General features: G+C 72.3%; 10 protein-coding genes. 5 read left to right on the forward strand and 5 right to left on the reverse strand.

Annotated elements, in window-relative coordinates:
- Positions 1-67: 67 nt before the first annotated feature.
- The 4 genes from ABZS77_RS02085 to ABZS77_RS02100 are packed head-to-tail and all read right to left on the reverse strand — an operon-like array spanning position 68 to position 4,271.
- A complete protein-coding gene (locus tag ABZS77_RS02085; RefSeq protein ID WP_354817098.1) occupies positions 68-1,012 on the reverse strand; it encodes a MerR family transcriptional regulator in 945 nt (314 codons plus the stop codon).
- Complete coding sequence (gene idi / locus ABZS77_RS02090) at positions 1,002-1,622, reverse strand: isopentenyl-diphosphate Delta-isomerase (RefSeq protein ID WP_354815727.1); 621 nt, start codon at positions 1,620-1,622, stop codon at positions 1,002-1,004. The genes ABZS77_RS02085 and idi overlap by 11 nt, the downstream gene beginning before the upstream one ends.
- Positions 1,619-3,100, reverse strand: a complete 1,482-nt coding sequence (gene crtI, locus ABZS77_RS02095; RefSeq protein ID WP_354815730.1) for a phytoene desaturase family protein — start codon at positions 3,098-3,100, stop codon at positions 1,619-1,621. The genes idi and crtI overlap by 4 nt, the downstream gene beginning before the upstream one ends.
- 28 nt (positions 3,101-3,128) lie before the next feature.
- Positions 3,129-4,271, reverse strand: coding sequence for a polyprenyl synthetase family protein (locus ABZS77_RS02100; protein WP_354815733.1), 1,143 nt, complete (start codon positions 4,269-4,271; stop codon positions 3,129-3,131).
- Positions 4,272-4,336: 65 nt separating this feature from the next.
- Here ABZS77_RS02100 and ABZS77_RS02105 point away from each other — a divergent pair, with 65 nt between their 5' ends.
- Positions 4,337-5,260, forward strand: a complete 924-nt coding sequence (locus tag ABZS77_RS02105; RefSeq protein ID WP_354815736.1) for a phytoene/squalene synthase family protein — start codon at positions 4,337-4,339, stop codon at positions 5,258-5,260.
- Positions 5,257-6,582, forward strand: a complete 1,326-nt coding sequence (locus ABZS77_RS02110; protein WP_354815740.1) for a deoxyribodipyrimidine photo-lyase — start codon at positions 5,257-5,259, stop codon at positions 6,580-6,582. The genes ABZS77_RS02105 and ABZS77_RS02110 overlap by 4 nt, the downstream gene beginning before the upstream one ends.
- On the opposite strand, the gene ABZS77_RS02115 is transcribed toward ABZS77_RS02110, so the two are convergent.
- Positions 6,583-7,653: a serine hydrolase domain-containing protein gene (locus ABZS77_RS02115; RefSeq protein WP_354815743.1), complete on the reverse strand. Its 1,071-nt coding sequence runs from the start codon at positions 7,651-7,653 to the stop codon at positions 6,583-6,585. It abuts the gene before it with no gap.
- A 68-nt stretch (positions 7,654-7,721) separates the two neighbouring features.
- Between ABZS77_RS02115 and ABZS77_RS02120 the strand changes: the two genes are divergently transcribed.
- From ABZS77_RS02120 to ABZS77_RS02130, 3 genes are all read left to right on the forward strand, one after another.
- Positions 7,722-9,221: an NAD(P)/FAD-dependent oxidoreductase gene (locus tag ABZS77_RS02120; protein WP_354815746.1), complete on the forward strand. Its 1,500-nt coding sequence runs from the start codon at positions 7,722-7,724 to the stop codon at positions 9,219-9,221.
- Positions 9,222-9,312: 91 nt separating this feature from the next.
- Positions 9,313-10,317, forward strand: coding sequence for a LacI family DNA-binding transcriptional regulator (locus ABZS77_RS02125; protein WP_354815749.1), 1,005 nt, complete (start codon positions 9,313-9,315; stop codon positions 10,315-10,317).
- A gap of 282 nt (positions 10,318-10,599) precedes the next feature.
- A complete protein-coding gene (locus ABZS77_RS02130; RefSeq protein WP_354815752.1) occupies positions 10,600-11,979 on the forward strand; it encodes an extracellular solute-binding protein in 1,380 nt (459 codons plus the stop codon).
- The last annotated feature ends 48 nt before the right edge of the window (positions 11,980-12,027 follow it).

Here is a 12,027-nt window from a genome sequence, read left to right on the forward strand (position 1 = left end):
CCCGGAGGGGTTCGGGGTAGGCGGACTCCCCGACGCTAGTGGACGCTCCGCGATGCGGACAGGGTGGTCAGGCCTCGGTCGACTGGTCCAACGAGTCCCGGACCGCCACGGAGAGTGACACCGCCTCGGCCAGGTCGACCGGCCGGACCACCCCGGCGGGCAGGGTGTCGGCACGCCAGCCGGGGCCTGCGGCGAGGACGAGCAGGGGGCGGCGAGGGGCGGCGAGCACCGCGCTGAGCTGGGTCGGGTCGGCGGTGGCCCGGGTGTGCGACCAGAGCACCACGGCGGCGGGGCCGGTCCGGGTGACCGCCTCGACGAGGGCGGCGACCGGCACGCGGGCGCCGAGCATGCGGTAACTCACCCCGGTCTCGGCGAGCGCGGCGGCCAGCGCCTCGAGGGGAAGGGTGTGCTGCTCCTCGTCCGCGCAGGAGAGCAGGATGCGGGCCGGCCCGGTGGGCACCTTGGCCCGGCTGGCCGCCGCGAGCGCCTCCGACACGCAGCGGGAGACGAGGTGTTCCACCTCGATCAGCGCCCCTGTGGCGGCGTGCCGTTCGCCGATGCCGGCGAGCACGGGACGCAGCAGGCCCTCCCAGGCGGCGACGACGCCGCTGGCGGCCACGGTGTGCGCGATCGTCTCACTGATCGCCGCCGCGTCCAGCCGCATGGCGGCGCGGGCCAGCCCGCGGGCGGCCGGGCCGGCGCGACCCACCGGGATGCTTCCGCCGCCGTCCCGCGCGGACGGGCGGATGCGGGTGTGCACGATCACGTCGGGGGTCACCGGGTCGGGTGCCTGCCGGGCCCAGCGGGCCGCCTCGGCGGGGCTGACCCCCTCGGCGGTGAGCCGACGCATGATCTCCAGGCGGGCCAGGTCGGCCGGTGTGTACCGGCGGTGGTGGCCCGGGATGTGTTCGCTCGGCCCGAGCCCGTAGCGCTGATGCCAGGTGCGCAGCGTGGTGACCGCGACCCCCAGCCGGCGTGCGACGGCGCCCGCGCTCAGCGCCTCATCGGCCACCCGACCGCTCCGCCGCGTCATCCGCCGACGATCCGGACGGGGTCACGGCCGGGCCGGATGCGCCGGACGCCGGCCCGGAGGGGCGCAGCAGGCGGCTCACCACCCCGCCCAGCCAGGGCGCGTACGACCGGGGGTCCCGGTCGAGATCGGCCTCCAGGGCGACGGGATCGGCCCAGCGCAGCTCGGCGACCTCGTCCGGGTCGGGTCGCAGCGGCGCCGCCGGGCGGAACTCGCCGCGCAGCACGTGGTCGTACTCGAACTCGACCCGACCGGTGGCCGGGTCCTCGGCGTAGTAGACGTAGACACCGACCTCGGTCAGCTCGACCGGGCCCGTGCCCAGCTCCTCGCTCAGCCGCCGGTTGGCGGCCTCGGCGAGGGATTCGCCCGGGCGGGGGTGGCCGCAGCAGGAGTTGGCCCAGCGCAGCGGGAACCGCGTCTTGACGGCGGCCCGCCGCTGGAGCAGCACCTGGCCGTCGGGGTCGACGAGCACCACGGAGAAGGCGCGGTGCAGTTGGCCGGGTGGCTGGTGGGCGTTGGCGACGCTCGTCTCGCCGTGGGCCGTACCGGTGTCGTCGACCAACTCGACGAGGTGTTCTTCGCGGATGCTCATCGGCCCTCTCCGGTGATTCGGCCGGCCGCCAGCTTGCCGGAGATCAGCACCATCGGCACGCCGACCCCGGGCTGGGTGCCGGAGCCGACGAACACCACGTTCGACAGGTCGCGGTGCAGGTTCGACGGGCGGAACGGGCCGGTCTGGAAGAGGGTGTGCGCGGCGGCGAACGGGGTGCCCGCGGCCATCCCCTGCTCGGCCCACTCGGCGGGCGTGATCGCCCGCAACACCTCGACGCCGTCGCCGAAGCCGACGTAGCCGCGCTCCTCGAGGGTGCCGATCAGCTGGTCGCCGTAGCGCCGGGTCAGGTCACCGCGCCACTCGAAGGGCGCCCGGTCGAGGTTGGGCACCGGGGCGAGCACGTAGTAGGTGTGCCGGTCCGGCGGTGCCACCGACGGGTCGGTGCGGCTGGGGTTGGTGACCAGCAGCGACGGGTCGGTCATCAGCTCGCCCCGACGGATGACCTCATCGAAGGTGCCCTTCCACGCGCGTCCGAAGTGGATGTTGTGGTGGGCGATCTTCGCATACCCCTGCCGGGAGCCGACGTGCAGGACGACGCAGGACGGCGAGTAGGTGAGGCGGCGCGCCGGCGCGTCGGGGAGCAGGTCCCGGTAGGCGACCGGCAGGTCGGGGTTGAGCACCACCACGTCCGCCGGCACCAGTTCGCCGTCGGCGGTGAGCACGCCGGTGGCCCGGCCGTTCGCGGTCTCCACCCGGGTCACCGTGGTGTCGTAGCGGATCTGCACGCCGTGCTTCTCGGCGGCGCCGGCCATCGCCCGGGAGACGGCGTGGATGCCACCGCGCGGGAAGTAGACGCCGGCGACCGAGTCGAGGTACGCGATGACGGCGTAGATGGCGAGCGCGTCGTGCGGTGCCAGGCCGGCGTACATGGCCTGGAAGGAGAAGATCCGCTGCGTACGCGGGTCACGGAAGAACTGGTTGATCTTCGTTTGCAGGCGGCGGAAGGCCCCGCCGGTGAGCAACTTGAGCAGGTTGCCGGTGATCAGGTCGGTCGGCGCGTCCAGGTTGCGCTCGATGAAGTCGGCCCGCTCCAGGCGCCACAGCTCCCGCGAGTAGTCGACGAAGCGCAGGTAGCCGTCGGCCTCGCGGGGACCGCAGACCCGGGAGATCTCGGCCGCCATCCGGGTGGTGTCGGTGAGGACGTCGAGGGTCGAGCCGTCCGGGTAGTACGCCCGGTAGGCCGGGTCGAGGGGGGTCAGGTCGAGCCAGTCGTGCAGCTCCTCGCCGACCGCGCCGAGCGCCTCGGCGATGAGGTCGGGCATGGTGAGCACCGTGGGGCCGGTGTCGAACTCGTAGCCGTCCACCGCGAGCCGTCCGGCCCGCCCGCCGGGCACCGGCTCACGTTCCAGCACGGTCACCTGCCGTCCGCTGCCCGCCAGGTGCAGCGCGCAGGCGAGCCCGCCCAGCCCTGCACCGACGACCACGACCCGGTCCGTCCGTCCTGTCACCGTGCGCACGTGACCCCTCCTTGGGAAAAATCGCTCATCAGGCCCGCCGGTTGGTGGCGGCGGTGGCCAGACCGGTCAGCGCGGTCCGCGCCGTCCGGTCAATCGGAGCGGCGTCGAGCGCGGCGAGCGCGTCACCGACCCGCTCGGCGATCATCCGCTCGACCCGCGCCGCCGCGCCGGTCTCGGCGACCAGTTCGGCGAGCCGCTCGACCGGCCCCGACTCGGCCTGCTCCAACGCGGCGAGCTGCGCCGGCGTGGCCAACTGCCGGGCCAGCATGAGCAGTGTCGTCGGTTTGCCGGTGCGCAGGTCGTCACCGGCCGGCTTGCCGGTGGCGGCCGGATCGCCGTAGACGCCGAGCAGGTCGTCGCGGAGCTGGAACGCCTCGCCGACGGCCAGGCCGTAACGGGTGTACGCGTCGGCGAGCGCCGCGTCGGCGGGCACCCCGGCCAGGCAGGCGCCGAAGAGCAGCGGTCGTTGGACCGTGTAGCTGGCGGTCTTGTAGCGGGCCACCCGCAGGGCCCGCTCGACCGACCAGTTGGCCGGGTCGTTCTCGCCGAGCACGTCGAGGTACTGCCCGGCGACGGTGTCGACGCGCATCTGGTCGTAGCAGCGGCGGACCTCGAACAGCCTGGCCGGCGCGATGGTGGCCTGCGCCAGCAGACGGTCCGCCCAGACCATGCAGAGGTCGCCGATGAGCACGGCGACGGCCTCGCCGAACCGGCCGGGATCGCCCCGGTGGCCGGCGGCGATGTGCTGCTGGGCGAGCGCCACGTGTGCGGTGGGCCGGCCGCGGCGGGTGCTGGAGGCGTCCATCACGTCGTCGTGCACCAGCGCGAAGGTGTGCAGCAGTTCGAGGGCGGCCAGCGCGGGCAGCACCGGTGGCAGCGGCTCGCCGCCGCCGACCGCGCCGCGCCAGCCCCAGTAGGCGAAGGTGGGCCGGATCCGCTTGCCGCCGGCCAGCACGGCGTCGCGGGCGGTGGCGGCGAAACCGCCCATCCCTGCGTCGATCTCACCGAGGGTGTCGACCTCGGCGGTGAGGAACGTCGCGAGGGTGTCGTCCACCGCCGTGATCAGGTCATGGGTGTACGCGGCCAGTACGGCACGGACCGGATCGTCCCCGTCGCCCGGCCGTGTTGGCGCCACGCGGAGCGCGTTGTCCGCAACTGCGTCGTTGGCCATGTGGGCGAGCGTACCCTAGGGTGATGAGTTGCGTCGATTGGTGCGTCGATATTTGAGGAGGGCCGGTGGACACAGACCTCACCGCTGCCTATGACCGGTGCCGTGAGCTGCACAAACGCCATGGCCGCACCTACTATCTCGCCACCAGGCTGCTCCCCGCGTGGAAACGACGACATGTGCACGCCCTCTACGGCTTCACGCGCTACGCCGACGAGATCGTGGACCGGACCGAGGACCTGCCGCCGGCCGAGCGGGCCGCCCTGCTCGACGACTGGGCCAGCCGTTTCGTGGCCGGCCTGCACGGCGCGCCGGTCGACGACCCGCTGCTGCCCGCGGTGCTGCACACCATCGCCATCTTCGATCTGGACCGGGACGACTTTGCGTCGTTTCTGAAGAGCATGGCGATGGACCTGACCGTCACCGCGTACCCGACCTACGACCACCTGCTCGACTACATGGAGGGCTCGGCGGCGGTCATCGGCACCATGATGCTGCCCATCCTGGGCAGCTCCGACCCGGCGGCGGCCCGCGAGCCGGCCCGCCAACTCGGCTTCGCCTTCCAGCTCACCAACTTCATCCGGGACGTCGCCGAGGATCTCGACCGGGGCCGCACCTACCTGCCCGACGAGGACCTGGCGAAGTTCGGTGTCACCCGGGACGACCTGCTCGAGGCCCGCGACCAGGGGCGGGGCACGCCGCGCATCCGCGAGCTGATCGAGTACGAGGTGACCCGCGCGCAGGCGCACTACGCCGCCGCCGCGCCCGGCATCACCATGCTCGCGCCCGCCTCGCAGGCCTGCATGCGCACCGCGTACGCGCTCTACGGCGGCATCCTCGACGAGGTGGCCGCGCAGGACTACGACGTCTTCACCCGGCGGGCCCTGGTGCCGCAGCGGCGTCGCATGGCGGTGGCCGCCCGCGCCCTGCTCACGTCGACCGGTACACCGGTCTCCATCCCCGGACCGACGATCCACCCGGCGGCCCGGTGACCGCAGGCACGGCGATCGTGCTCCTCACCCGCGACCTGCGGGTGCACGACCACCCGGCGCTGGCCACCACCTGCGCGGCCTTCGACCGGGTGGTCCCGCTGTACGTGCTCGACCCCGGGCTGGCCGGCCTGTCGGCCAACCGCACCCGGTTCCTGCACCAGGCGCTCGCCGAGCTGCGCACCGAGCTGCGTGAGCGTGGCGGTGACCTGGTGGTGCGGCACGGCGACCCGGTGGCCGAGACGATCCGGCTGGCGGGCGAGGTCGGCGCCACCGCCGTCGCGCTCTCGGCCGACGTCAGCCACCACGCCCGGCGGCGGGAACGGCTGCTGCGCGCCGAGTGCGAGCGGCACCGTCTGCACCTGCGGCTGTTCCCCGGCCTGACGGTGGTCGAGCCGGGCGCCCTGCGTCCGGGCGGCGGCGCGAGCCACTACCGGGTGTTCAGTCCGTACCACCGGGCCTGGTCGGCCTCCCGGTGGCGGGAGGAGCTGGCCGCGCCGCGCCGGATCGACCTGCCCGACGGGGTACGCGTGGGTCGCCTGCCGGCTCTGCCGCCCGGCGGCTCACCCGACGCGGCCGCCGGTGGCGAACGGGTCGCCCGGCAGCGGCTCACCGACTGGCTGCCCGACCTCGACCGGTACGGCGACCAGCACGACGACATGGCCGGCGACGACACCTCCCGACTCAGCCCGTACCTGCGTTTCGGCTGCGTGTCGCCGCTGACGGTGGCGAACCGCGCCGGTGACCGGTCCGGCCCGTTCGTCCGGCAGGTCTGCTGGCGGGACTTCTACTACCAGGTCACCGCCGCCTTCCCGGCGATCTCGACCAGGGCGTACCGCTCCGGCGCCACCGAGCGGTGGCGCTACGACGACGACGCGTTGGCGGCGTGGACCGAGGGACGTACCGGCATGCCGATCGTCGACGCCGGGATGCGGCAGCTGCGGGCTCAGGGCTGGATGCACAACCGGGCGCGGCTGATCACGGCCGGCTACCTGACCAAGCACCTCGGGCAGGACTGGCGGGCCGGGGTGGCGGTCTTCTTCGCGTGGTTGCTGGACGGCGACGTGGCGAACAACTCCGGCAACTGGCAGTGGGTCGCCGGCACCGGCAACGACACCAAGCCGTACCGGGGGTTCAACCCGGTCCGGCAGGCCGAACGGTACGACCCGGCCGGCGACTACGTACGCCGCTGGGTGCCGGAGCTGGCGGGGGTGTCGGGCAGGGCCGTGCACCAGCCGTGGCGGCTGCCCGACGAGCTACGGCGCACCCTGGACTACCCGCCGCCGCTCGCGGTGCCCGGCACCGACCCGGTGTGGCTGCGCTGATCAGAGGCAGGAGTGCAGCACCTCGACCAGCTCGTCCACCCGGTCGTGCTCGGCGAGCACCGCAGTGGTGTACGCGAAGGCGTACCCCCGCTCCGGGTCGGCCCACGCGCTGCTCCCGCCGATGCCGCCCATGCCCCAGCTGCCGTCCGGCTCCCACTGCATACCGAGGGTCCAGCGGACCTGCCGGTCCAGCACCAGGTCCGGTCCGTCGTACTGGACCCGGGTCGCCTCGCCGACCAGTTCGGGGCTGATCAGCCGTACGCCGTCCAGGACACCTCCGGCGAGCAGGCCGGCGTAGAGCCGGGCCAGGCCGGACGCGGTGGCGTGCAGGTTGACGGCGGGCATCTCGGCTCCCCGCCAGAGCGGACTGTTCAGGACCGCCAGGTCCAGCCCGCCGGCCGGGTTGCCGATCGCCCGCGCCCGCAGGGAACCCGGCTCGCCGAGCTTGCGGGTCGGCCAGCGCGGGTCGCCGTAGCGCAGGTCCGCGCAGCGCCGCTGGTCCGCCTCGGCCAGTCCGAGACCGAAATCGAGCCGCCACCGGTCGGCGATCTCCTCGGCCAGGAACCGGCTCAGCGGCCGGCCGTCGATCCGCCGGACCAGCTCGCCCACCAGGTGCCCGTACGTCCAGGCGTGCTCGCCGGCCGTCGAACCCGGCGTCCACTCCGGATCGGCGGCGGCCAGGTCCCCGGCGAGCAGCGCCCAGTCGGCGATCGCGGCAGCCGGTCGGGGCACCGGGAAGGCCGGTAGCCCAGCGGTGTGCGACAGCACCTGTCGGACGGTGGCCGGGGTGCGGAACTCCGGCCAGTGCTCCGCGACGGCCGAGTCGAGATCGACCTGTCCCCGGTCGACGAGCAGCAGCAGGCAGAGGGCGGCGACCGGCTTGCCGGCCGAGTAGACGTTGACAAGCGTGTCCGGCCGCCACGGCGTACCGCCCGGCCCGTCGCGGTGGCCACCGACGAGGTCGACCACCTGCTGACCGTCGTACCAGACGGCCAGGCTCGCGCCGCTCTCGCGCCCGGACGCGAGCAGGTCGTGGAAGCGGTCCCGGACCGGGGTGAAGCGTGCGTGCATGCGGTAACCGTAGGCCGCGCGGTCCGGTGTGGGGGTCGACTTTTCGCCCCACCCCGGTGGTTGGGGTGATGCCGCTGGGGGATGCTGTCAGGGTGGCGGAACCGGAGCTGGTGGATGTGGTCGTGGTCGGGCTCGGCGTCGGCGGCGAGGAGGTGGCCGGGCGTCTCGCCGAGGCCGGCCTGAGCGTCGTCGGAGTCGAACGGGACCTGGTCGGTGGCGAGTGCCCGTACTGGGGCTGCATCCCGAGCAAGATGATGATCAGGGCCGCCAACGCGCTCGCCGAGGCCCGTCGGGTCGACGGGTTGGCCGGGACGGCGCAGGTCCAGCCGGACTGGGCGCCGGTGGCGAGGCGCATCCGTGAGGAGGCCACCGACACCTGGGACGACACGGTGGCGGTGCGCCGGTTCACCGACCGGGGCGGCCGGTTCGTCCGGGGCAGCGGCCGGATCGACGGTCCGGGCCGCGTCCGCGTCGGTGACCAGGTGTTCCAGGCCCGCCACGGCATCGTGCTGGGCACCGGCACCCGTCCGTCGGTGCCGCCGATCGACGGGTTGGCCGACACCCCGTACTGGACCAACCACCAGGCGATCGAGGTCGAGCGGTTGCCGGCGTCGCTGCTGGTGCTCGGCGGTGGGGCCATCGGGTTGGAACTGGCCCAGGTCTTCGCCCGCTTCGGTGTGCGGGTCACGGTGGTGGAGGCGCTGGACCGGGTGCTGGCCGTCGAGGAACCGGAGGCGTCCGAGGTCGCCGCCGCGGCGCTGCGCGCCGACGGTGTGGAGATCCACACCGGGGTACGGGCCGAGCGGGTCGAGCACGACGGGAGCCGGTTCACGCTGCGGGGCGACGGTGGGGCGGAGTTCACCGCCGACCAGCTGCTGGTGGTGACCGGCCGCCGCGCCCACCTGGAGGAGTTGGGGCTGGACACGGTCGGGTTGGACGCGGAGCAGCGGTTCCTGTCGGTGGACGACCGGCTCCAGGTCACCGACGGCATCTGGGCGGTCGGTGACGTGACCGGTGAGGGCGCCTTCACCCACATCGCCATGTACCAGGCGGCGATCGTGATCGCCGACGTGCTGGCGCGCGCCCGGCTGGCGGCGGCCGGCCCGGACGCCAGCGGGACCGCGAGCGTGGTGGGCGGCGCGATGGGCGCGTCCAGTTCACTCGCCGCGAGCGGATCGAGCGGATCGGCGGGCAGTGTGCCGCGCGCCGACTACCGTGCGCTGCCCCGCGTGACGTTCACCGATCCCGAGGTCGGCGCGGTGGGGCTGACCGAGCGGCAGGCCCGTGACCGTGGCATCAACGTGCAGATCGGGTACACGAAGCTGGGCAGCTCGACCCGGGGCTGGATCCACCAGGTCGGTGACGAGGGTTTCATCAAGCTGATCGCGGACGCCGACCAGGGCGTGCTGATCGGTGCGACCTCGGTCGGCCCGTCCGGCGGTGAGGTGCTGTCCGCGCTGGTGGTGGCGGTGCACGCGGCGGTGCCGATCAGTCAGTTGCGGCACATGATCTACGCGTACCCGACGTTCCACCGGGCCATCGAGGACGCGCTGCGCAATCTGCGGTGACGGCGTTCCGCGTTCGGCACAGCAAATTCGCAGCAAATTCTGACCGGTCCGCTGTTCATTTCTTTCATCAGGCCGACGTACCATTGCGCCCGTGACCAAGCGGTTGACTGAAGTTGCCAAGAAGGCGGGCGTCAGCGAGGCCACCGTCAGCCGGGTCCTCAACGGCCGCGACGGAGTCTCCGAGTCGACCCGGACGGCCGTGCTGACCGCGCTCGACGTGCTCGGCTACGAGCGACCGACCAAGCTGCGCGGCGAACGCGCCCGGCTGGTCGGGCTGGTGCTGCCCGAGTTGCAGAACCCGATCTTCCCGGCGCTGGCCGAGGTCGTCACCGGGACTCTCGCCCAGCGCGGCTACACCCCGGCTCTCTGCGCCCGGACCATCGGCGGCGTCTCCGAGATGGACTACGTGGAGATGCTGCTCGACCACCAGGTCTCCGGAGTGATCTTCGCCGGCGGTTCGTACGCGCTCGCCGACGCCCGGCACGACCACTACCGACGGCTGACCGACCGGGGTCTGCCGGTGGTGTTGGTCAACGCGGGTGTGGACGAACTGGGCTTCCCCCGGGTCTCCACCGACGACGCGGTGGCCGTGGAGCAGGCGTACGGGCACCTGCGCTCGCTCGGGCACGAGCGGATCGGGATGGTGCTCGGCCCGGAGGGGCATGTGCCGTCCCGCCGCAAACTCGACGCGATGGTCCGGGCCGCGGGCTGGAGCGAGGCCGACGCGGAGTGTGTCGAGCGCTCCAGCTTCTCCATGGAGGGGGCGCGGGTCGCCGCGACGAAGTTGGTGGAGCGGGGCGTCACCGGGATCATCTGCGCCAGCGACGTCCTGGCGTTGGGCACGATCCGCGCGGCCCGCCGGCTGGGTCGTACGGTGCCCACCGACGTGTCGGTGGTGGGCTTCGACGACTCGGCGTTCATGACCTGCACCGACCCGCCGTTGACCACGGTGCGGCAGCCGATCGAGACGATGGGGCAGGCCGCCGTGGATCTGCTGGTCACCCAGATCGAGGGCGTGGGCGTGCTGCACGACGAGCTGTTGTTCGAGCCGGAGCTGGTGGTACGCGGCTCCACCGCTCCCGCGCCCGGCCGCTAGGCCGCACCCGCCCGACGCGCTTCGGCCGTCGACCGCTTCCCGCGGTCGGCGGCCTTTTTGTTGTCCAAAGCGGACCAAACCAGGTGCAAACGCAGCTCCTGTCGACATCTGTCGTAATGAAGTCGCGTCCTTTCACAACGAGATCGATACCTTGCTGAAATGAGTCGGCCTCGTTACAGTGACTCCACTCACGCCTGGCTCCGGCGCAGCTACAGGGCGTCAGGTCGCATCACCGCAGATCAGCGAAACCCTGGAGACACCCGTTCCCGAAGGGATGGACAGATGTCCGTACCGCAATACCGAAAGGCTGCGGCGCTGGCGCTCGTGGCCGGCCTGGGGTTCAGCCTCACGGCGTGCTCCACGAAGAGCGACGACAAGGGCGCGACCGCCGGCGGCAAGGTCACCATCACCGTCGACTGCCAGCCCGTCGGTGCCCAGAAAGAGCTGCTGAAGAACTGGAACGACGACGTCGCCGAGTTCCAGAAGCAGAACCCGGACATCGTCATCAAGAGCGTCAGCGTCGGCGAGCAGTGCAACAACCCGCCGGACTTCACCGCCCGCCTCGCCGGCGGCACCGTGACCGACGTCTTCTACGGGTACATGACCGACGTCCAGCAGGTGCTCGACTCCGGCCAGGCGATGGACATCACCCAGTACGCCAACAAGGACAACATCCCCACCTGGGACAGCGTCGACCCGGCGCTCAAGGAGGTCTTCACCGACGATGGCAAGCTCTACGCCGTCCCGGTGAAGAACTACTCGATGGGCCTGGTCTACAACAAGGTCCTGTTCCAGCAGGCCGGGCTCGACGTGAACAACCCGCCGAAGACCTGGGCCGACGTCCGGGCCGCAGCCAAGAAGATCTCCGCCCTCGGCAACGGCATCGCCGGCTACTCGGAGTACAGCGCCGGCAACACCGGCGGCTGGCACTTCACCTCACTGCTCTACTCGCAGGGCGGCCGGGTGCTGACCGAGGACGGCAAGAAGGCCGACTTCAACAACGCGATGGGCAAGCAGGTCCTGCAGAACCTCAAGGACATGCGGTACGGCGACAACAGCATGGGCTCCCGTCAGCTCCTCCAGTGGGGTGACCTGCTGACCAACGCCGGCGGCGGCAAGGTCGGCATGTTCATCGGCGCACCGGACGCCACCCAGGCGATCGTCAGCCAGTTCCAGGGCAAGTTCCAGGACTGGGCGATGAGCCCGCTGCCCGGCCAGGACGGCCCCGCGAAGGGGACGCTCGGCGGCGGCGAGGGCTACTTCTTCAAGAAGGACCTCACCCCCGAGCAGGTCAAGGCCGGCATGAAGTGGATCGCGTACCAGAAGCTGACCCCGGGCAAGGGCCAGTTCGACTACGTCCGGGCCAAGCCGCAGAACTACCCGGTGGGTCTGCCCCAGCCGCTGCTCTTCGCCAACGGCAGCGAGGCCCAGAAGCAGGAAGTGGAGCTGCGCAAGGCGAACGCGAACGTCGACACCGCCAACTTCGCGCTCTTCGAGGCGACCCCGGTGCCGATCAAGGGTGAGCCGCGCAACGCGCAGGCGATCTACGCGGTGCTCGACGCCGCGATGTCCGGGGTGCTGACGAACCCGAACGCGAACATCGACGCGCTGCTCAAGACCGCCGAGGAGAAGGTCAACCAGCTCCTCGCCGCCGAGAGCTGACCGAGCGTGTGGGGGCCGGAACGCCGACCCGGCCCCCACACCGTCCAC

The sequence above is a fragment of the Micromonospora sp. NPDC005298 genome, from assembly GCF_040607375.1.
GTDB lineage: Bacteria > Actinomycetota > Actinomycetes > Mycobacteriales > Micromonosporaceae > Micromonospora.